This is a genomic window from Pseudomonas sp. NGC7 (assembly GCF_047159675.1).
GTDB lineage: Bacteria > Pseudomonadota > Gammaproteobacteria > Pseudomonadales > Pseudomonadaceae > Aquipseudomonas > Aquipseudomonas kermanshahensis.
Genome location: NZ_BAAFZY010000001.1, coordinates 2922248 through 2943873 on the forward strand (window position 1 = coordinate 2922248; position 21626 = coordinate 2943873).

The window sequence follows — 21626 nt, forward strand, 5'->3', positions numbered from 1 at the left end:
GCCGATCAGCGGCTGGCGACTGCCTGGACTTGTTTGAGCCAGGCTTCACGCTGTTCCGGCTTGGAGCCCAATACCGGACCGAAGGTCAGGGTTTTCAGGGGTTTTATGCCGCAGAACTCTAGGGTGGTCTTGCGCATTTGGTGCAGGCCCGGCATGCGATACACCCACCGGTAGTACCACGGCGGCGTGTCCATGGTCACCAGAAGGTGAGCCGTGCGGCCCTTGAGCAGCTTATCCGGGAAGGGCGAGCCCTTGCGGTACTTGAAGGCAAAACCTGGCAGAAACACGCGGTCGAAAAACCCCTTGAGCAACGCCGGAATGCCGCCCCACCAGATCGGGTACACCAATGTCAGGTGTTCGGCCCAGGTAATGTCGTTCTGTGCGTCGATCAAATCGGGCTCAAGCAACTGGATCTGGTTATAGCCATCGTGCAAGACTGGATCGAAATCCAGGGTGTCCAGGCGCAGCAGGCGCACCTCATGGCCTGCTTGCGTGGCGGCCTCGACATATCGTTCGGACACAGCGCCGCAAAAGCTGTCGTTCGAAGGGTGGCCGAGGATTACGAGCATGCGTTTGCTCTTCATGACGAACTCCACATAATGAAGTGCCAAGGGTAAAGTCTGCCCCTAACGGTAGAGTCAAGCCTTGCCGGTTAGCGGTAGAGGCAAACAGTCCAGCAGCGCTCGGGTGTAACCCGGCAAACCGTCGAATCAGCGGGCGCAGATCACCACACTAACGGGTGGCGATCGCGCAGCGGGAAAGCCCAGAAGTCAGCCGTTGCCGGGTGCTGGGTGACTTGTTTGGAGTTTCCCTAAAGAATGTCAGGGTCGCCAAAAAAAATTTGGACATCCATATAAATCAAAAGGTTATGAATGGGGAGTTGGTTTTGTATCCCCAGATGTACGCTTTTTTACAGCAGCTACGAGTGGATTACAGTGGACGCACCGAGGGGGGGCGCTGTCAAACGTGCAATCCCTCACCCAGTCGCGCAGCCTATGCTTTGGGCTCATCCCAGTCGCTACGCGTCGCAGCAGTCAGTGGGTGGGATGCACACGTTTTCCACTGAGGCCTGAACCAGAAAGCCGACATTTCCTGAGAAAGCCGGCTTTCTGGTTTCAGGGGACAACCTGAATGGTCAGACGATGAAGTTCACCAATCGGTTAGGCACTACGATCATCCTTCCTGCGCTTTCCAGATATTTGCTCAACACAGGATCGGACAGCGCCTGGTCACGGATTGTGTCATGGTCGGCATCGGCCTGGACCAGAATCTCCCCCCGTAGCTTGCCATTGACCTGTACCATCAACTTCACTTCGTCCTGCCTTAAGGCGTCGCTGTCCGGGGTCGGCCAGGCACTGTCGTAGATCGCGCCGGGGAATCCTAATGCCTCCCAGAGAACCTGGGAGATATGTGGCGTCACAGGTTGCAGCACCTGCAAGAGAATGGCCATGGTTTCCCGGCAGACCTGGTGACCAACGCTGCGGGCACTCTCCAGTACCTTGAGCATCTTCATTGCACCCGATACGACGGTATTGTATTGCAGACGCTCATAATCGTTATTGATTTGCTTCAACAAGTCATGGGTCATGAAGCGCACACGGCTGGCTTCTGTGGCGTCTGCCGCCTGGCCGTCACTTTCGCTCCAGCGTGCCTGCTCATCAACGGCAAAGCTCCAGAGACGGCGCAGGAAGCGATAAGCCCCTTCGACACCGGTGTCGCTCCAGATCGTGCTTTGATCAGGGGGGCCGGCGAAGATGGTGAACAACCGGGCGGTGTCCGCACCAAACCGGTCGATGATGTCCTTGGGCTCGACCACGTTGTTCTTCGACTTGGACATCTTCTCCACGCCACCCAGGGTGACAGGCAAGCCATCTTCGATCGCTGTCGCGCTGACCGGACGGCCTTTTTCATCGTATTGAACCGATACTTCGCAGGGGTAGAACCATCGTCGGCTACCGTCCTGCGCCTTGCGGTAATAACTTTCCCGCAGCAGCATGCCCTGAGTGAACAGATTCTTGAATGGTTCACTGAAGTCCACCAATCCCTCGTCGCGCATCGCCCTTGTCCAGAACCTGGCGTAGAGTAAGTGCAGCACCGCATGCTCGATGCCGCCGATGTACTGGTCGATGGGCATCCAGTATCGGTTGCCAGGCCCTACCATCGAAGTGTGGCAGTCGGGATCGCAGTAGCGCATGAAATACCAGCTCGAGTCGACGAAGGTGTCCATTGTGTCCGTTTCCCGTTGCGCGGGTGCTGCACAACGAGGGCACGCGACGAGGCGGAACGATTCACGCCGCAGCAACGGATTGCCGCTTCCGTCGGGAATGCAATCGGTCGGCAATATTACCGGCAGGTCTGCGTAAGGTACTGGTACATCGCCACAGTATTCGCAATGAATGATCGGAATCGGAGTTCCCCAGTATCGTTGCCGGGAGATTCCCCAGTCACGCAGGCGCCACGTGGTGGCTTGCTCGCCACGCCCACGTTCGGCCAGGGCGTCGACGATTGCCAGGGCAGCTTGCTCCACCGTGAGACCATCATAGACGCCAGAGTTGATCAGGCGACCTTCCTGGCTGCCGTAGCGATCCGACCAGGCTGCAGGGTCATAAGGAGCCCCGTCGAGCGCGATGACGGGGTGTACGGGCAAGCCATACTGACGGGCAAAATCGAAATCGCGCTCATCATGGGCCGGCACCCCCATCAAGGCGCCTTCCCCATACTCACCAACCACATAATTGGTGATCCACACGGCGACCGGTTCGCCGGTCAATGGATGCTCGACGTGCAAGCCGCTCGGGATACCGAGCTTCGCCTGCGCGCCGGCGGCGGGGCTGGTCTGTGCCGCCTGTCGACACGCCTGCACCTGCGGCTCGAGCCCTGGATCGAGCGCCGTGGCACGCTTGGCCAGCGGATGATCAGGGGAAACGGCACAAAACGTCACACCCATCAGCGTATCGACGCGCGTCGTGAACACCCACAGCTTGCCTGCGTCGATCAACTGCCCGTTTGCGTCTTCGACAGTGTGGACAAAGGCCAGGCGGACTCCACTGGCCTTGCCAATCCAGTTGCGCTGCATGCTGCGGACCATGTCCGGCCAACCCTCCAGGGTATCGATGGCCGACAGCAGTTCCTCTCCATACTGCGTGATGCGCAGGTAGTAGCCGGGAATCTCGCGTTTCTCGACGAGCGCTCCGGATCGCCAACCCCGGCCATCCACCACTTGCTCGTTGGCCAGCACGGTTTGGTCGACGGGGTCCCAGTTGACGATCTGGGTCTTCTTGTAGGCCACGCCCTTTTCCAGCAACTTCAAGAAAAACCACTGGTTCCATTTGTAGTATTCGGGATCGCAGGTGGCGATTTCTCGTGACCAGTCGAAAGCCAGTCCTAGCGGCTGCATCTGCGACTTCATGTCGGCGATGTTCATCCGTGTCCACTGAGCGGGTGATACGCCCGACTGCATCGCGGCGTTTTCTGCCGGTAGGCCGAACGCATCCCATCCCATCGGCATCAGGACGTTGTAGCCCTTCATCCGCATGTGACGGGCCAACATGTCATTGATCGTGTAGTTGCGCACATGCCCCATGTGCAACTTTCCGGAAGGGTAGGGCAGCATGGAACAGGCATAGAACTTTGGCCGGCTTTCGTCCTGGACAGCCTTGAATACTTCATCGCGAAGCCATTTGGCCTGAGCCGTGCTTTCAACCCAGGCAGGATCATACTGCTGTCGCATAGGGGGTCCTCGATATTGTTGGAGCTGGACGACGATAAATCGCCCGGCTCATATGTTCTTGTAAGATATCGCTCGGCCTGTTGAACATCGCTTGCCGCAAGTGTAAGCGCTTACGGTAATCTGGCAGGGATTAGGTTTGAAAAGTTTTTTCCTTTTTGCGCCCTCCCGCCAACCAGCCACGGGGCCACACGCTGAAAGTCCGAGGCGGCTTGTATTTGGCTTTAAGCGACCGTAACAGATTGCCGTGAGTAATCAAGCAGAAATCGGGTTGGAAGTGCTGCATATACTGTGGGAGTGCTGGCGGCTTCAGCGCCTAAGCGTCTCGCCTCGAACCGAAATCCGATTCATAGTTTCGCTCATTGGAGGCGGTGATCGATCTGTTTAAAGGTGGCGACTGAGTTGTAGGAGAAATCGTCGGAGTGCATTGGGTTTCGTTACAAAATGTTCCTCGAGCATCCTTTTGCACCGCACCCTTGTATCGCACATCTTCAAGATGTCAAAAGTAGAGGACTCATTATTCCGAGTAGCCATGAAAACAACTTCCGTCAGCCTCTGCGTATAGCGCAGTAATAGGTGTCATTGGCGTGTACCATAGTCGGAGATGACAAGTCTTGCGGTTGCCGTTATTGACTTTCCAACTTCAATCTGGAGCGGCCACCTACGCCGCAATGTTGTCCGGGCATGTCGCTGGGCATGATTTGTACTGTGTCCCGTGACACCGTCAGGGCACTGGCTGACGATGTGGGGGGGGTGGCGAAAGCATGGGCAGAGATGGACATCAGTCCAACCAAGAAGGTCCCACTCCATGCGCTGTGGTAGGGCGTGGTGCTGTGTCACGGCCGTTCGCTGTGTTCGCTGTCTCGACTTATCGGGTCGGCGAGTGCCATGGCAGTTGTCCGGCCGGACTGTTGCCTTCATGGCGTTCTGATCAAAGACTGTCCGGGTCGCCGAAAAACATCTGGATTAGCTTCTAGGACGGTGTTTTCAGCTAAAAAAACTAGAAATATACCCGCGAAAATACCCTCGATACCCTCACATGGATCCGCGATCTAGAACGGCGATTTCTGACGGCTGCCGAGATGGAACCAGATGGAGCTAAGTGTACGTCCGTGGCGAGGGCGGCCGAACTGAGATGGATCCTGTTCCCATGCGATCGCTTGGCGGGGGCAAGCTACCATCGCTGGCAAAGTGTTCCGTGCGGGGGGACAGAAGCTGCCAACGGATGTGTGATGGTTTATGGGTTCGAATCCCTACGCTTCCGCCACTGATTTTCATTAAAGCCCTGATTTTTCAGGGCTTTTTTGTGCCTGGTCGGTTTCAGCCCATACCTTAGCCCATACTTTGGCCGCTGGCTTTCATTGGGCTTTCCCGGAATTTTCTGCCCAACGGTCAAGTACCTTTGTTGCGCCGTGCGTTCCTTCCCGAGGAAATGAGCCGACGAACATCAATGGTTAAGCTTTGGCATCGGGTGCAGGAGGGGAGTGTGCGATCACGCAGTCCTGTCAAAAATCGCAGAACCGATCACATAACGGTCGCTGGTTTTTTTGCGACGATTTAGTCCTCGGTACTCTTTATCCAGTGGATTAAGCCGCACGTTTCAGGCTACTGGGCTCATGAGATCAGTAGGTTGGGAGCAGCATTCCAATTCGCGCGTAGTACTGTTGCTCTCTGAGGCCCCCTTGCTTCTGCTCTTGATAGGCTCCCCATAGGTCTACTGTGCAGTTGTCCTGCTGAACTCATACAGCGGGGCGGCACAGTCTTCCTATGAGCCGAGTCGGTATAGGCCTATTTGAAGTCACGCCGCCTACTTGGCAGCCGTTGAACGCCCGCACGCAAATCGCGCTTGGTTGATCATTAGCTAGCCAGGGATGTTGAATGCGGTGGTACTCGCCATCCTCTTGCACATAACGCTGGCGAAGGCGTGGTGCTTGGCGGCTTTCCGCAGATCGCATGGACTTTAGTGGTTGGCAGTGGACAGGAGGTCCCTTTAATATGATGTTTTTTTGCTATCAGTGAGATGTGCCGGGTTGCGCTATCGCAGGAGGCCACGCTTTAAGCATACCTGCGCCGCAGGATTTCGTGGAGAAGCGATTAGCCAGCCCTAGCCCTATAGAAAACGGGCTTACCTTTCGCTAATGAGTTGCTTGCGAAAGCATTGCTACGTCTCTCCGGCATCTGCTTCCGTGTGGTCGAGTCATTCCTAGGAGCAAGAGTTTGACGACTATTGATGTCCAATTTCGTAGCGATGAAGAAGATCGCAAGCTGCGGGAAGAGAACCCAAATACCCCTGAACTCTTCGCGTTTGACTGCGGCCAGCTGCCTTTCGAGCGAATGGGGGACGCTCATTTTGAGCTTCTCCTGGCAGACCTCTACGCTGCTCGAGCAGTAGATGGTTCAGAGGACTGGTATGACACTGCCCGCCGACTAAATGACGGGGCCGATCAGGGGCGCGATGTCATCCTGCTTGAGGATGGCCGTCCGGTTGGCGTCATTCAGTGCAAGCGCTACAACGGCATCGTCTCTCTTCCCATGGTCATTCAGGAAATTTGCAAATTCTTCCTTTATGCGACCATCAAGCCTGGCATCGCCTCCGCTCCAGGTGAGCCATTTCGTTATTACGTTGCAGTATCTGATCGAGCGGCTGGTAAGCTTTTAGAATTCCTGCAAGGGAGCGGTAGGCAACGTTTCGTAAACCTCAGAGCAGAATTCGAAGAAAAGGCGCTAGCCGCTCGCAAAGGATCCGCTACCCTTAGAAAGCATCCTGACCTGAAAGATCTGACACAGGAGCAGCTGTGTGATTTGGTCTGGGCCAGGATCGACAACCTGCAAACCAACCTGCACAAAAAAGACGACCTCTCCCGGCTGGTGGGCGCCTATCCGCACATCAAGTCGACCTACTTCAAGTTTGAGTGCGATTCGGCACAGATTGTAGGTGAGCTGAAAGCGTTTCTCCAATCACGAAATCTGATGGTGAGTCAGGAGGACGAGGAGCTCATTTCCGGAATCCGGACTGAATACATCAAGTTAAAGCTGGGTCGCAATCAGCGTTTCAATCTAGGGCTGTTGCAAGGCGCAGAGCTTCTGCCGTTCATGCGAACCATGCTCCTGCCCAAGACAGGCACGCTGTTCAATAACTTTGGCTCGCTTCCCGTGATTTTTACCGGGGGCGCCGAGGCGGCAGATCCTGGCGATTGGGCAGAACTTCAGCAGCTTGTCGAAAGGTACGATAGCCAAGCAGTCGTGTTCGTAGGTTGCGGTGGCGTGACTGGGGTTCAGCTTGCTGCCTGGAAAAATTCAGATGACATGATTTGGATTGATCCAGAGTGGGATCCGGCTCCGCTCCAGAACTACAGGGCCGGTTGGTGTTGGGTCAAAGATCCTACACAGGGCATTTTCAACTGCTATGTGCTCGTGGAAAACGAGACAGGCCAGGCTGAGTACGGGCACGGTAAGGTGTCGCTCCGTCTAGCATTTGAAGATGTTGTCGTCTGGCCAACCTTGGGTAACGATTTTACGAACCCGATATCCAATGCCAGGTCTCAGTTGCGTCGGATAATGGCTAGCCAAAAAGAGGACAATTCGAAGCGGCCCAATCTTGTCCTTGCATCCGTTAGTGTCACCAGCCTCGAAAAAGTATTGACCTCGGCCTCAGATCACTATGGCCAGCGCATACACTCGACGATTGCCACGGCGATTGCCAACAGTAACCGTGTCGGAGCGTGTCCTACCGAGCTGTACAGTGCCACCGGTATCTTTCCAGCGATCGACGTCGAGTGCGCGACCCGACCAACTCCAGCTACCGTTAATCCCTCTGGACGTGTTATGCGTCGGAGCACCAGTGGTGCTCTTACGTTTACCCTCGACTGGAATGCAGATTTGACCCTGGCTGCTGTAAAGGCGCATCGCTTGGTTGCGGGGGCCGTTACAGACGATATGCATCCGATGTCGCTTGAATTTCATGAGCTCTTCAATCGGTATCCTCCATACCCAGGCTATCTGCCTGCAGTGAAAGCAGAGCTGGATCTGCTCGATACGTTGGTGCAAGGAACAGGCCTGCCTGACTACTCGGGCTTCACCTACAGAACGTGGTTTGGTGTCAAAGCGGGGGAGGATTTTCCACTGGAGACGCTCTGCACATCTGGAGAGTGCGTCATGAGAACTGTCCAGGCGCTGAGCTACCTCAATGTACCGCCCGCAAGCCAGTGGATCTGTTTGCCCGACCTGCAGGGGCATATCCGGCACGACGACCCTGTGCATGGCGAAGTCAACCTCATGGCCTGGGCAAACAGGAACTATCACGTCAGACAGATGGAAGGTGACCTGTTCGACTGGGCTCGACAGCCGATTGTGCATCCGAGCCTCATCGTCTTCGCGCAGGGGAGGGGGAACGTCACGGACAAAAAACCCAGCGATGGGCGATACGACTACACGAGCCCACCTGCCCCAAAGGGATCAATTACTGAACCCGCGATTGCAAGAAACGTTTATATCTTCAGTTTGGGCGATATTGAATCGGTGTATGACGACCCGTCAGCTCCTTCACCTAATCAGTTCATGCAAGATATTTTTGTTCGGAAGGGGAAGCTAGATGCTCAATGAATTGACTGAAATCATAGGGCGTCGAGCTGAGGATGCCGGCTTCTCCAGAACCTCCAGTCAGCAGTACTTATCGGGTACTAATCAGAATTGGCAGGATGGCGCGATAGGGAATGAGCTCGGGTATTGGGAGTCGTCCTTCGCCTCTATTTTACTGGTCAACATCACCACTGATTCTGGTGTCGACGCAATGCGCCAGGCCAAAATTGCAGAGACGTTCTTGGATGCCGCCATTGTCCAGCGCGAGCGCTCAGGCCTCGTCATTGACGGTTACCTGGTAATCGCCGCTACCCAGGTCAATGATCAGTTCAAGGCGTTTATCCTTGATATCGAGAGAGATATCAGATTTGTCAGAAAGCATGTTGTTACCCGGGGTGATAAAGGTTGGGAACGCTATGAACGAATCACTCCGTTAGGCCTGGAACGTATTGAAGATCAAGGGGATGCGGTAGTCTTTTCTTCCGAGAATACCGACTACCTCCAGCTTGTAGAGTTACTGGCGGAGGTGGACAGTCAAGAGCTAGCCCAAATTCATGGTAAAGAATGGAATCTCAATGAATAACCTGCCCATCAAATTCCTCGCCGTTACCATTCAGAATTTTCGGGGTATTCCAGATGAGTTGGTGGTTCCGTTGGATGCACCTTTAACAGTCATCCATGCGGCCAATGGCACAGGTAAAAGCACCATCTGTTATGCCTTGGAGTGGTTGATTACCGGCAAGGTCGATGATCTGAACGGGGCGGCACTGGAATGCCAATGGGGTAGGGGGGCTACTACAGTCTCGGCAAAGTGTTTGATTGACGGAAAGCTTCACGTACTTACCCGAACCAATACCTCGCTGTGGATAACCCCCGACGGCGAGAAAAAGAAAAAAATTAACGATGAGTTTCTTTTGGGGATGCTCACGCCGACGTCGGTTTCGGGAAAAAGTACCATCGCATTGCGAAAGGCCAAGCGGGGATGGTTGCGCAATAGCCGGTGGCTTTACTCCAACTCGCTAGCATTGTTGATTGATAATAATAAGGCCGACGAGCGTCAGCAAATTTTCGCTGACATACTTGGTTTTGGTCATCTCACCAGTACCTTGCGAAATTTGCGGGATTACAGGAAGGCACTTCCCAGTACGAAAGGGCTAGCGGACAAAGTTTCGGGCGTGAATGCTGAAATTGAAACGCTTAAAGCATCTCTGGCCATGAGCTCTCCGGCCAAGGAGGCCGCGCTAGGTAGCCTTGAAGCTATTTTTACGGTGTTTCCACCAGCAGTCGAGGGAACCATTCCTGAGCGGCTAGAGGCAGCTCAGCTGCGTGTTAACTCGTTCAGCCAGAAGCAGCAGCGAGAGATGGCAGTGCTGAACACCGTGTATCAGCAATGGACGCCGTACCACGCTTCTTTGCAGCAAACCGAAACTCTTCGTCAGTCAGTTGATGCCCTGACGCAGGAGCAGAAAAAGGCGAGCGAAGATCACAGTGTTCGAGCATCAGAGTTGTCCGACGCCCAACAGAAAGTGTCTGACGCTCAACGGTCGTTAAAATGGGCTGATGACACCCTGCTAACCTTCCAGAGGTGGCAAACAGCCACTAGCGCTCAGGGTGTGGCAGGGTATTTCGAGCAGGTTGACCGAAGCCAGGCGGAACTTGTGGCGGCGGGTTTTGTAGAGCTGGGGTGGAGTTCTGATCGGCAAACGAAGTGGAAAGAGGCAATTGCTCTTTTGTCCGCTAACTTCCAAAAAATCATGGAGCTTGAGCGTCAGAAAAATGACCTGATGGCGAATCCTGTAGCACCTGCAATCGACTACGACGAAAAGGCACGCCTGGCTGATGCGGCAAAGAATATACGAATCCGAGCAGAAGCAGACTTTGACGCGTACAATAACGTTTTGGGTAAGTTAAAAGTTATGGGTAGTGAATTCGCCCGTACTCATGATGACCCTCACTGTCCGCTCTGTAATTATAATTGGCCCACCACTGCTAGACTTCGGGAAGAAATATTCTCAAATATGGAAGTGCTTGCGCCGGCTCTTGAAGCTGCCTCAAATGCACTGGCGTTAGCTCGTAATGATGAGCAAGATGCCATTAAAGTCCTGGCGTTAGCTACGTCGCAGAAATCCGCCCATGAAACTTATTTGGCTCGATCTAATTCTGTGCACCAAGAACTGCAGTCGTTTGCAATCAGGAGTGCGTACTTCGAAACGATGGGCGTTCAAGATTTCTCCGGAATGCATATGGATGGCCTTGCGAATATGAATCGCAGAGTGACTTCTGCAATTCAAATCAGCGGGATTTTCGCAAAGCTTTCCGAAGTGGAGAAGTTTTTCGCCATTACTCCCGCGAGCGGTGCGGCAACAAGGGTATCGAGCGCCGTCGCAAGCTTGGGAAGCTACAAGAAACATTTTCAGGATCAATTCGACCAATACGAGCCGGTGAGGGCTCGCCTCGTTCTGGCTGTACAAGGGCTTTTACAAGCCGTTCAGTCCAAGGCGGGCGAGATCGCTGGTCTCAACGCGAACATCGCTGCAGCAGTAGAAATCACCAGCAGCTTCGATTCCCATTGGCGTGAGCTTTTTGGTGATCAACCCGTGTCAGTAGAGACTTATGACATCATGCGTCAACAGCTGGGTCAGCGAGGAATTGATGCAACGACATACACCAGCATGCTTGATCAATGCAAAGCTGTGGTGAGTGTTGATATCGACTCAGCTAAGCTAAAAAAACTTGAGCAGGAACTGGTTGAGTTGACCAGCAAGCTAAGAATCGGCACTGGCTACATCGCTGATGCTGACCTGGCGATTGAGCAGTATGCCTTGCATGTGAAGGACTTCACCGCCTCAAGCCTAAAGCCCCTGCTAAGTCCTGCTGCTGAGCTGTTTTCCAGAATGCATGCCAACGAAGTGTACAAAGGCTTGGGCGTTTCAGAAGGCGAAGATGCATTGAAATGGACAGTCTTCGCCGAGGGCCACGAGCCTGCATTGGACGCAGAAGGGAAGCTTAGCCAAGGCCAGCGCCAGGATCTGGCATTGTCGCTATACTTAGCCAGGGCTCGGAATACCGGGGGAAGCTTCTTCCTCGACGAGCCAATCGCGCATTTGGATGACCTGAATCGAGTGGCAATGTTGGACATTTTCCGGCTGGTGGCCACCTCGATGCCGGATATGAACTTGATATTGACCACTGCCAGTGATTCGCTGGCCCGGCACATGGCTCAGAAATTTTCAAGTATCACCGACAGGCACCTCTTGAACATGATTCATTTGGAGGGCAACCCCCGCACCGGAGTTAAAATGACAGTTCAGGGCAATGCGGCGGTGCCAAAATAACTCCGGTCAAACCGAGAGCTTGAGCGAGTAGCCTTAGCGTATCCAAGCCGATGAAGCCTGGTGATTTTTAGGTTTTCCTCATCATAGAGTAGGTCAGCCCTAGCCACGCTGGCAATCTTCAAGACTGTAACTTTAGGAAGGGGTTATCTGGAGGTGGCGTCACACCAATGAGATTGACGTTTCGCAGGATGTAGCCGTTAAGGGATGCGGTGTTCCGCGGGCCTCGTACAGTGCAAGTCCAAATGTTCTGGCTATTGGGCTTTCTCAGATGAGCATCCAGCTTTTCAAATTGACGTTGGATTCGTCGCCAGGCGTCGCTTTGAGGTTCTGCTTCTGCCAATTCGGGGTGTTCGGCGGCGTAGCGTTGGAAAATGCCTGGGGTGACCAGGAAAAAAGTGCCATCTACGGTATGGACCTTGGCCTTGCGGTCGTTGACCACCAAGCGATGATTGAGAACTCCTTTGCGCAGCCATTCGAGGAAGGCCAGCCCCTCGGCATCCTTGGGTGGCGTAATGGCAGACTGCAGGCTTTCCGCGCTCGGTCCATTGTCGACCTCGCTCGGTTCTTGCAACATGTCCATCAAATCGTCGAGATAGTCAAAATCCTGCCTCGGGTGCTCGGGTTCAGGCTGTTCTTCTTCCGACGTTGGTTGCGGTCGATCCGAAGCCGACTCGCAGGTATCACCGGCTGGCATAGGATGTTCCACCATCGGCTCAACCGTTCCTTTAAAGCAGTCTGGCCGGGGTTTATCGGCCCAAATCAGGCTCGGTTGCACGCGGAGAAAGGTAAAGCGATGTTGCCAGTCATTGTCTGTTACGTTGGCACTCCATACCGCTTTGCCCTCAGGTGTCGAGTCCACTAATCCGTGTGATTGCAGTTCATCGAACAATGCGATGTTGGAGGAGGGAATACCGTCCACCGATTGAGCCAGCAGGTAGGCACGCAGCCTGTCGGTCGCGGTTTTGCTGACCAACCACAGGTGGTCAGCAGTGAGCCAGCCGGCAGCGCCAGGCTGGTTGAGCTTGAACTCCCGTTTGACCAGGTGACTGAGGCCCGCAAGCAGGTGATGCTGCAGCGAGTGCTTGGGAGCTTGCAGTGCTTTTGTCGGGTTGGCGCCGATGTTTTGCGCCGTGGAAACCCGGTCTGCTTGCAGCACCAACTCTCCGAGGGTACCGGCGTGTTCGTAGTGGTCAGCCAGCAAGTACAGCAATTGCCCCCACAAGGCAGGGTAGCTGCTGAGCCAGTCGAGTAGGGCGGGGGGCAGAATCTGAGTATACAGCAGTCCTGTGGCTGCGCCGTGTAGCTGGTAATCCCTATCGGGGTGATAGCGGCAGCGGTAGGGTTGGTTCAGAGGGCCGTGCCAGGGGTGCCATCGTTCACCATTCTGATACTCCACCTGGAGATCAACGGCGATTTTACCAACGTCGTGGAGCAGGGCACCGTATGCAATGGCGGCGCTCCAGGCATCAGCCTGCGCGGCCTGGTCTTCCGGTGCGGCACCGCTGGGGAGCAGGTAGGACTGGCGTAACTTCAGGCTGCACGCCACCAGCTCCAAACCGTGGTCGAGCATGCCGCCTGGATAGGCATGGTGATGGCTCTCACTGGCCGGTAGTTGCTGTACATAGGTGGCGTAGCGACGAATAGGTTCGAGGTAGAGTTGTTCCAACTGTAGCGGGGAGAGGGCCGTGTATTGCCAGATGCGCTCGAGCAGCCTTTTTCGGTGGCTGGCAGAGAGCAGTGATTCTGCCGACAGTGGTTGATGAAAGCCCACGGCGGCGGGAGTACTCTCTTCGGAAAGGCCTTTTTGCGGTTTGAACCACCAGCGTTTCATCGCAGTACCTGCCTTGCGTTCAAAAGGTCCTTTTGCCTTTTCGGATAAGCCTCTTACCCTTGCGCCCCCTTCCATTGACGCCATTACCCTTTACCGCCTTGGCCTTTTTCGCGAGTGGGATAATCCGAAATCTGGCGCGTCGGGTTAGCTGGCCGATCGGCATAGCCGACCCTTTCGAGTGGGGGTAGACTGCCCGGCATCATGTTTATGACCTGGGGCGCTGATGACGCTGAGTGATGCTCTATTGATCGTGTTGCTGGCGGATCGAATTCACGGCACAGATGCTGCTATTCGGTCTGCCGCCAAGCGCTGTGCGAAAAAGATGCCGCGCAGCCAGCGCGACATCTTGTTCAAGATTGGCAACAGCGCGGCGCCTCGCGAAGTGGTGGCGCATCTGTGTCAGAACTTGGCTGACTGATCTGTCACAGAGTTCTGCAATTAATGAGCATGAAATGACTCTTAGATTGGAATTAAGACTCGGATATTGAGTTCGTCTCAGCTACTATGCCTTCACATGTCTCATAACTAGGAAAGATTTCTCATGTCCAAACTTGCCGAATTCAAAGCGCTGGAAGCGCAGCTGGCCGCACAACTTCAACAGCTGGATGCGATGAAAAACGATTCTGGCCTGAAGCAGGAAATCGAGTTTGAACAGAAGCTGAAGGCCTTGCTGGAAGAGTACGGCATGAGCCTGCGTCAGGTGATCACCATTCTGGATCCGTCCAAGGGCGTGAGCGTGAGTGCCGCTAGCGCGTCGAGCGGCGCTCAGCGCAAGCCGCGTGAAGTTAAGCGCTACAAGAACCCGCACAGTGGCGAGGTCGTTGAAACAAAAGGTGGCAATCATAAGATCCTCAAGCAGTGGAAGCAGGAACACGGCTCGGACGCCGTCGAGAGCTGGCTGGAGTAATCGACTCCGCATAAGCGGTCGATGCTGACCCTGCAGAAAAACAAAGGCCCCGAATTGGGGCCTTTTTGCTGGTTGAGGGAAATCACGCAGTGAGTCGCTCCGGCGCTTCTGTGGTGCGGTCGGCCTGCAGTGCCAGCAGGAACTCCGAGGCCTCACGGGCCTGGCCACTGGCGCGGAAAATCGCACGCTTGTCTTCCTTGAGGATCTTCAGCCAGGAGGCCAGGTACTCCTCGTGGCGCAATTCTCCCTGAGTGGCGGTCAGTGCGCAGAGAAACGCTGCCCCCATTTCCGCGACCAGTTCTTCGAAGGCATAGGCTGCGGAGCCGAATGCGTGTCCGCCGGTGATGCCCTCGCGATTCAGGCGCGATCGATGACCCGACCAGTGAGTCAGCTCATGCAGGGCCGTCGCGTAGTAGCTGCCGACGTCCTCGAATTGGGCCTTGGTGGGCAGCTGGATGCGATCGCGCAGCGGCTGATAGAACGCGCTGTCGCCGTAGCAATGCTCGATCTGCGCTCCGCTGGCTAGCAGCAACTGCTCGGCCGGGGCATGGTCGATAAAAGCGGGCGGCTCGGTGTGCTCAGCGGGTTCTGGCTCCTCGGCAGGCAAGCCTTCGGTCTGCTCGATGTTGAACAGGTAGTGCGTGCGCAGGAGGGCGAACTGCACCATCTTGATATTGCCCTGCTCATCGCGAACGACCTGGCCGTCCTCGTCGTGCGCCTCCTTGCTCATCGGTTTGTACAGCACCGCGAGGGTGGATTGCTCGCCCTTGCGTACATGGCCACCCGCTTTGCGTGCCTGGTTGAAGGTCAGCCAGCGATCCTGGGTGAAACCTCGCAGGCGCGCCTCGGCCCACAGCAGTGGAATGTTGATGCCGGCGTAGGGCCGCCGGGTGATGGCGTTGATGGGAAAAGGGGAGTCAGCATTTGAACCGGTGGTGGCCCAGGGTTTGATCCAGGGGATCACGCCTTGGCTCAAGGCGCTGACGATCTTGTTGGTGACATCCAGATAGACATCTGACATGGCGTTCTCCGTGCGTGTAGGGGGAACGCTGCCCAGCCGGGAAGGGTTCCCGGTGGGGTAGTCAGGCAGTAGCGGTGCTGCAGGGTTAGAGGGCGGCGATATCGACTACGATCTCGCCGGGTAGCCGGATGAGCAGAAAAGCCGGGCCCCTGTGTGGCGTGACGCGAGCCAGCTGAAGCTGCGGCAGGTGAGCAGAGACTGAAGTGCTGTTGTGCCGTAAGCGGTCGTGTTGCAGCTCGATGGGGCAGTGTGAAGCACGCGGTGCCGACGTCAGCACGCTGTTGAGCAGGTCTGCCAAGCGCAGGCCTGACTGTCCAATCGGTTCCTCGCCTGTGGCAGGTTCAATGAACTGCTGCCAAACGCCTGGGCTCAGCACCACCGCATCGGAAAAGCGCTTCATCCTGGACATTGGGACCTCCGCGTAGCTGATCCCGCGACACCCCATGTGAGGTTCGTGCGTGGACCTGCTCAATCTGAACAAGGCATTGAGCAGGATGCGTCCATGTATTAAACCGCGCTTGGATGTGAGGTCAATCTCCGACCTACACCTCATATGGAGGGTTCTATCCAGGGAGTTCCAGCGGGGATTTCCGCCGCTGGGTTCCTGACAAACGGCGATCTTCAACCGACTGAAGATGGATGCGAGAGGCGCCCAGAGAGGCCCGGTTAAGGTGCCGCTCTGGGTACGCGTGGAGCTCGCTTCTGCGTTCAAGATTTGCTTGCCGGATCAACCTCGGCGGCCAGGTACAGGTGGGTGGAGGTGGCCTCTACCACCAGCGATCCTGCAGTGCCGCGAAGGCTGGCGAGGACAGGATCATCGATGTCGAAGTACTCGGCAAAATCATCGCCGCCGAATTCATCGAGGGCGCGATTCCACCAGGTGTCGAAGTCGTCGACGTTGGGGTTGCAGCCAGTGGCATAGGCCACGCGTTTGCGGCCACCGCCATCCGGTTTGCTTTCGCCGATCTCGGACATGAGGTAAACACCGTGGTCCTTGACCAGTATCAGTCTGCAACCATTGATACCGGCTTCGGCCAACACGGCGTGAAGTTCAGTGCCTGTGAAACGCAGCATGATGAGATCCTCCAGAGGGTGCGGAGGAACGCCACCCCGTGTGGGAGAGTTCCCAGCACTGGAATGGATGTGAGCAGGGTGCAACGAAGACGCAGGTTCAGTGAACCCGGGGGAGTAGAAAGCGTTCATCACCAGGGAACGGTGACCATGCGAGCTGCCGAACGCGAATCGCATTTCGGGGTAACCATCACATGCGTGACGTAGCCTCTAAGGTTATGGCTACCTGGGGTGCTGGAAAACCAGCGATTGCACTTACTCAATACCAAGCAGGATGGCTGCGGTCAACGGCAGGAACCGTGCACAATCAGGCTGCGAGTCCACAACGTTCCAAGGCGATGTTTCAGCCTGCTGCTGAACGATGAGCGGTGCTGTTCGTAGTTCGGAAAGGAGTAGACTTTAATCTTGGATCCAACGGGCTGTTCGCCTGTGGAGGTGCAAGATGACAAGTCAAATCCGTCCTTCATTTTCGGGCCGCCTGGGTTCTAGCCTTGGAAGAGCTTGGCAAAATTTGGTCTCCAAACTATCTGGCTCTCGTCGTCTGACTCAAAGTCCGCGTAGACAACTGTTGGTGACAGCAGCTAGCAAATTGCTTTGCTTGTTTGGTCTTGTTGCTGTAGCTCTCGCTTTTGCTTTGCTGATCATCACCAATCTGATAGTTGCGCTGCTTCGTCGCTGGTGGGGGAACACTGGGTTCCCGGATAGCCGAGCAGAACCAGCCCCGGACTATTTGGGCGCTGATTTTTATATTGGCGATTACGATAGCAACGGCTACTACATAGGTGATTGCAAGTCACCTGATTGATTTCCTGCCAGCGCTCGTCAATTGGGCTGTGCCTTTGCTGGCGGCGTCCGCCCCAGTTTTGCCACCGTATGCCAACATGCTTTGGATCCCGTTGCCTACGGCATAGCCAGCCCAGCTCATAGTGCCCACGAACAGAGCTGGTAAGACAATGAACATTGCCCCCATGACGTACTCGATCACCTGAGCGGTGACCGTTCCATCCATGAACCCTGCTGTCGGCAACGACAACAGTGCCTGGTCAGAGGCAGAAACTTGGTTGTACAGCGTTTCCAGCATGCTCGAGTCGATCCAGCGCGCGAGCTCCCACCAGAACGTCAGCATGTGCAGCGTGAACAGCGCGAATGTGATCGTCATGAGCGCCTTGAGCTGGTACGTGCTGATCAGCAGCACCAGTGGCAGACTGATGATCGTGCCCATGATCAGAAAGGCCTGGACCATCGGCAAGGCCGCGCGCAGCGCATTCATCGCCGGGAGGTTGCTGAACGAGCCCAGGGCCAGGCCGGTATTGGTGGCCAGGTTGTTCAGCCCTTGCGTCAATGAGCCGCCCCGCGCGCTGCTGCCGTAGTCCTGAAACACCTGCCCAGGCGCCATGCTCAGTGACTGCTGCCGTGGGCTTACCAGCTCGCGCAAGGTGGCGTCTTCGACCTCCGTAGAGGTGCGCCCCGTCAGCCATCCCCGCAGCTGCGATAGCAGCGATGGATCAACCTCGGCCACCAAGCGATCGCGCAGTCCGATTGTGTCGTCGCTCCACCACTGTTTACAGGTGGGGTAGCCGGCGCCGCTGTCGAGCTTGGGCAGGGAGGTGTCTCGGGTCTCGTCGTACGGCCAATCGGCCCTGGGCATTCGCGAGCGATCGATATCGTAGTAGCCCGGTGTGGTGAGCAGGTAGGTCGAGCCTATCCAGGACGCATCGTAGCTTTGCGACTCGTCCAGCTCGGGCCGATTGGTGAACAGCCGCGAGCGCGAAAAACCGTAGCAGTCACGGGTGAAGTCGGCGACTTCCTGCAGCAGTACTTGGTCGTTGATCCGCGAACTGTCGATCTCCATGCGCATCGCACGGATGTCGGGTGCACAGGGAATCGACGCGGTGGCGGCGGCGGTGATGCCTTTGCTCATGGCATGCACGAGGAACCACCACACCGGCACGTTCGCTGACTTCTCGCCGATGGTGTTGAAAGTCGTGCCCCAGGCCGTGTCGGCGGGTCTGGCCATGGACACCCCACAGCGCTGGCTCGCGGCATCGTCGAAGGTCACGGATGAAAGGTTCAGCGGGAAGAACGGCATACAGCCGAACAGAATGACCACGTAGCTCATCCACAGCCGGTTCTCGACGCGAGGGATCGACAGCAGTCCCTTGTTGCCCTCATCGGCGCCCTCTTGGCGGGCCGACAGCCACTCCTGCAGGATGATCGCACCGAAGGGAGCGGCGAACAGCCCGGTGTCCGCCAGCGTATTCCAGATGCCGTTGTTGATGATCCAGGCCAACAGTGACAGGTAGTACTCGAGGTAGCTGTTGGTGCTCATGTTCATGGCTGCACCTCACACGCGAGACAGTTCGACCAGGATGATCGAGCTGAAGCCGATCAATCCCAGACGCTTCAGCCGTTGCTGGTCCACAGGCGCTTGCCGTATGCGCAACGCTGCGGCCCAACCGGTGAAGATCAGGGTGTACAGCAGGACGCGCCACCACGCGTAGTAGGTGGCAGTTGCCCGCGTTGGTGCGAGCCAATCCAAGTGGTTGGCGGGCAGTCGCAGCGCCATCCATGCAATCAGCAACATGGCCAGCATGGCGCCGAGGGTCAGCAGCATGCGGACGATCAGTGAATTCATAGATGACGTGATCATGGCGTGCTCCTCTCCTGTTCAGCCCGGCGCAGTCGATCCGGTACCGGGTCGCGCTGATCAATGCTGCGCGAGGCGTCGGCGCCGCCGGCGTGACGATCGAGGACCAGGCTGGCGGTATTGGTGGTCAGCGACTGGCGTACCTGCAGCTCGGTTTGCAGCAGGCGGATCTCCCGTTCCAGGGTTTCGACGTTACTGTTGAGGGCGGTGGTGGCGGGCTGCGCCGATGCCACGTTCGGTTCGTGGCTGCCGGCGAACAGCGTGCGCTGCAGAAGCATCGCCTTGTAGATCACGCTGGACAGCGCGGTCTCACTGGCCAGGCGCCGGGCCAGCAAGTTCTGGTCGGGGTCATCGCGCAGCCCCTCGATGACGCCGCGGGAGACCTGCAACAAGGGGCTGGAGACCTTGCTGAGGTTCTCTGGGGTAGGCTGGTCGGCGCTCGAGACCATGTGCTGCAGGCCTTCCAGGTGTTCCGTGTAGGTTTCCTGAATCAGCGGCGACAGGCCCGTACCGGCGGTTACACGCAGCGTCTCGCAGTCATCGCAGGTTTCCACCTCGGTTTCACCGAGCACCCGTGTCGCCCATTCCGAGGCTTCCTCGGGACTCGACCAAGCTTGGCAGATGGCGCCGTTCTGGCAAGCCGAACCGACGGCGGAGGTGTCCTCGACGGCCCGGTTGTGCAGCAGGTTATAGCCAGCCTTGACCACATCCGAAGTCACCCGGATAGGCTGCTGGCCGTTGCCACCGGCTTTCTGCCCACCGACCCAGCTGACGCCGTTGTTGCCGTTGTTCGATTCGGTGTCCTTCACCGCCATCACGGCATCACCGCCGGATTGCTCCAGGTTGTGCTGCATTTCCTGATTCTGGGCCAGCGCGCCCCAGCCGGCTTGGTCGACCTTGTCGGCCATTTTCGCGGCCATTGCCTGGCAGGTGAGCTTGGAACGATCGAAGTCGATGCGCCCCTGCAGCACGCCATTGCTTAGCAGCTCATACAGCCCGGGATTGGCGCGTTGGATGATCATCGCTGGCAGCGACATGACCGCCTGTGTGGCGTTCTGGATGACATTGCCCATGATCTGCTGGAAGCCCTGGGTGGCGCCATTGAGTTGGTTCTGCAGCGTATTCGAGAGGTTCATGTTTCCGCACATCATGTTGGCCCGCCACGACATGCCCACGCCGAGGCCATTGGGACGGTAGAGCGAGGAGGGCGCTCCCGCCGCCGAACCGCCGCCAATGGTGTACATCACGCGGTCATCCAGGACTGGGGCCTGGTCACCGAGGTGGTAGCCGTTCTCTGCGGCATGGCCTGCGGCACATATGAGTAAGCACACCAATCCGAGCGCGAGGTTGTTCATCACTGACCTCCATCAAAGTCGATGCTGAACAGGAAGGTCTGGCCCATACGCTGGCAGCAGCGGTAGGGCCGCCACAGCGACCAGGCATAGGCGCCGTCGGCGCTCTGGACGGCTGGACTGGGAAAGATGGCGCAGGTGTTCTGGATCACCGGGACCAGCAACTGCCAGCGGTGATTGTTGACGTTGTTTTCCATCACTGGCTGCGGCGGCCAATAGCCGGGAGCGGGCATCGGCTGCAGCGGTAGATAAACGTGCGGCTGGCCGACGCGGGTGATGAAGTCGCTGGCGCGCTGGGCCATCACGGCAGCGGCCTTGAAATCGTCGGGCTGCACCAGAAAACCGTGGCGCGGATACACATTGCCCCACATGTCCCCAAGAGCCTGGTTGCCGATTTCACGCATACCCGGGATCAGCGCCTGTGGATAGAAGGACTCGGGTACGGCCTGGCGCCAAGCCAGCGGGTCGAGGGTGCTGAAGTAGTAGGGCGAAAAGGGTACGGCTCCGCTTGGGCACGCATAACCGAATGTATGCGCGAGAGCTGTGAGGGCAGCCCCGCCGGGATGGCCAATGCCGTCGACATTCTTGAACCTGGGCAGGTTATCGCGCTGCGGCGAAGGCGTGATCAGGTTGCCACCCCCTTGCGACGCCGGCGTCGGCGCCGACAGCGCCGACATTTCGCTCCAGGGATTGGCCCCGGTATCGGCATAGCTCGATACCACCAACTCGGGAATGAAGTGACGGATCTTCGGTGAGGTCCGTACCGTGCAGCCGAACGGTGTGCAGAGCAGCCAGTAGCAGATGCCGACGACCCGATACTCCAGGCACTGCAGCGAAGAGACGGAGGCGATAAGGGTAGGCGTGGTCAATGCCAGGCACTGCTCGGCGGCGACCAGCAGAGCTGCTGCGGTGAAGTCTCGGCCACGGCGAGCCGTTCTGGGTTTCGGCGCTTTGCTTCGGGTGAAGGCAGTCACGTTCATGGGCAATGCTCGGCAAGTGGCAGCGGTGAGCATCCGTGCGCCAAGTTTCAGCATCCCGGATCTGGTACTGGAGGAGGGCGGACAAACCGAGTCCGGAGTGATCGATTTTGTCGGGCGCTCGATTTAGCGGCGCGAGATGAGTAAAATGCCAGATGAGTACAAATGTGCTCTTTCCGA

At 56.8% G+C, this 21626-nt stretch carries 16 protein-coding genes; 6 read left to right on the forward strand and 10 right to left on the reverse strand.

The window, feature by feature from the left end:
• Nucleotides 1-5 precede the first annotated feature (5 nt).
• Both ACMCNM_RS13115 and leuS read right to left on the reverse strand, forming a co-directional pair.
• Nucleotides 6-584, reverse strand: a complete 579-nt coding sequence (locus tag ACMCNM_RS13115) for an NAD(P)H-dependent oxidoreductase (RefSeq protein ID WP_186676384.1) — start codon at nt 582-584, stop codon at nt 6-8.
• Nucleotides 585-1135: 551 nt separating this feature from the next.
• A complete protein-coding gene (gene leuS, locus ACMCNM_RS13120) occupies nt 1136-3730 on the reverse strand; it encodes a leucine--tRNA ligase (RefSeq protein ID WP_186676398.1) in 2595 nt (864 codons plus the stop codon).
• Between the two features lie 2214 nt (nt 3731-5944).
• On the opposite strand from leuS, the gene ACMCNM_RS13125 reads away from it, so the two are divergent.
• Genes ACMCNM_RS13125 through ACMCNM_RS13135 form a run of 3 tightly spaced genes read left to right on the forward strand, consistent with a single transcriptional unit; the run spans nt 5945 to nt 11640 of the window.
• Nucleotides 5945-8329, forward strand: coding sequence for an ABC-three component system protein (locus ACMCNM_RS13125; protein ID WP_412764530.1), 2385 nt, complete (start codon nt 5945-5947; stop codon nt 8327-8329).
• On the forward strand, nt 8319-8888 hold the full coding sequence (locus ACMCNM_RS13130) for a hypothetical protein (RefSeq protein WP_412764531.1): 570 nt from the start codon (nt 8319-8321) through the stop codon (nt 8886-8888). The genes ACMCNM_RS13125 and ACMCNM_RS13130 overlap by 11 nt, the downstream gene beginning before the upstream one ends.
• A complete protein-coding gene (locus ACMCNM_RS13135; RefSeq protein WP_412764532.1) occupies nt 8881-11640 on the forward strand; it encodes an AAA family ATPase in 2760 nt (919 codons plus the stop codon). The genes ACMCNM_RS13130 and ACMCNM_RS13135 overlap by 8 nt, the downstream gene beginning before the upstream one ends.
• A gap of 118 nt (nt 11641-11758) precedes the next feature.
• Here ACMCNM_RS13135 and mobH read toward each other — a convergent pair whose 3' ends face one another.
• A complete protein-coding gene (gene mobH / locus ACMCNM_RS13140; protein WP_412764533.1) occupies nt 11759-13471 on the reverse strand; it encodes a MobH family relaxase in 1713 nt (570 codons plus the stop codon).
• Nucleotides 13472-13694: 223 nt separating this feature from the next.
• Here mobH and ACMCNM_RS13145 point away from each other — a divergent pair, with 223 nt between their 5' ends.
• Together ACMCNM_RS13145 and ACMCNM_RS13150 are read left to right on the forward strand one after the other, a co-directional pair.
• Nucleotides 13695-13889: a hypothetical protein gene (locus ACMCNM_RS13145; protein ID WP_412764534.1), complete on the forward strand. Its 195-nt coding sequence runs from the start codon at nt 13695-13697 to the stop codon at nt 13887-13889.
• A gap of 123 nt (nt 13890-14012) precedes the next feature.
• Nucleotides 14013-14378, forward strand: a complete 366-nt coding sequence (locus tag ACMCNM_RS13150; protein WP_412764535.1) for a histone-like nucleoid-structuring protein, MvaT/MvaU family — start codon at nt 14013-14015, stop codon at nt 14376-14378.
• Between the two features lie 82 nt (nt 14379-14460).
• Here ACMCNM_RS13150 and ACMCNM_RS13155 read toward each other — a convergent pair whose 3' ends face one another.
• The 3 genes from ACMCNM_RS13155 to ACMCNM_RS13165 all read right to left on the reverse strand — a co-directional run bounded on the left by ACMCNM_RS13155 (nt 14461) and on the right by ACMCNM_RS13165 (nt 16473).
• Nucleotides 14461-15399: an ArdC family protein gene (locus ACMCNM_RS13155; RefSeq protein ID WP_412764536.1), complete on the reverse strand. Its 939-nt coding sequence runs from the start codon at nt 15397-15399 to the stop codon at nt 14461-14463.
• An 85-nt stretch (nt 15400-15484) separates the two neighbouring features.
• Nucleotides 15485-15808, reverse strand: coding sequence for a hypothetical protein (locus ACMCNM_RS13160; protein WP_412764537.1), 324 nt, complete (start codon nt 15806-15808; stop codon nt 15485-15487).
• 299 nt (nt 15809-16107) lie between these two features.
• Nucleotides 16108-16473 (reverse strand): DUF3085 domain-containing protein, encoded by a 366-nt coding sequence (locus tag ACMCNM_RS13165; RefSeq protein ID WP_400561688.1) that lies wholly within the window; start codon nt 16471-16473, stop codon nt 16108-16110.
• Between the two features lie 439 nt (nt 16474-16912).
• Between ACMCNM_RS13165 and ACMCNM_RS13170 the strand changes: the two genes are divergently transcribed.
• The gene (locus ACMCNM_RS13170) at nt 16913-17275 is read left to right on the forward strand and encodes a hypothetical protein (RefSeq protein WP_412764538.1); all 363 of its coding nucleotides are present in this window, start codon (nt 16913-16915) and stop codon (nt 17273-17275) included.
• Here ACMCNM_RS13170 and ACMCNM_RS13175 read toward each other — a convergent pair.
• Genes ACMCNM_RS13175 through ACMCNM_RS13190 form a run of 4 tightly spaced genes read right to left on the reverse strand, consistent with a single transcriptional unit; the run spans nt 17264 to nt 21449 of the window.
• The gene (locus tag ACMCNM_RS13175) at nt 17264-18805 is read right to left on the reverse strand and encodes a conjugal transfer protein TraG N-terminal domain-containing protein (protein ID WP_412764539.1); all 1542 of its coding nucleotides are present in this window, start codon (nt 18803-18805) and stop codon (nt 17264-17266) included. The genes ACMCNM_RS13170 and ACMCNM_RS13175 overlap by 12 nt on opposite strands.
• Nucleotides 18806-18814: 9 nt before the next feature.
• A complete protein-coding gene (locus ACMCNM_RS13180) occupies nt 18815-19120 on the reverse strand; it encodes a hypothetical protein (RefSeq protein ID WP_412764540.1) in 306 nt (101 codons plus the stop codon).
• A complete protein-coding gene (locus ACMCNM_RS13185) occupies nt 19117-20472 on the reverse strand; it encodes an integrating conjugative element protein (RefSeq protein ID WP_412764541.1) in 1356 nt (451 codons plus the stop codon). Before ACMCNM_RS13185 ends, ACMCNM_RS13180 begins: the two co-directional genes overlap by 4 nt.
• Nucleotides 20472-21449, reverse strand: a complete 978-nt coding sequence (locus ACMCNM_RS13190; RefSeq protein WP_412764542.1) for a TIGR03756 family integrating conjugative element protein — start codon at nt 21447-21449, stop codon at nt 20472-20474. The genes ACMCNM_RS13185 and ACMCNM_RS13190 overlap by 1 nt, the downstream gene beginning before the upstream one ends.
• Nucleotides 21450-21626: the final 177 nt, after the last annotated feature.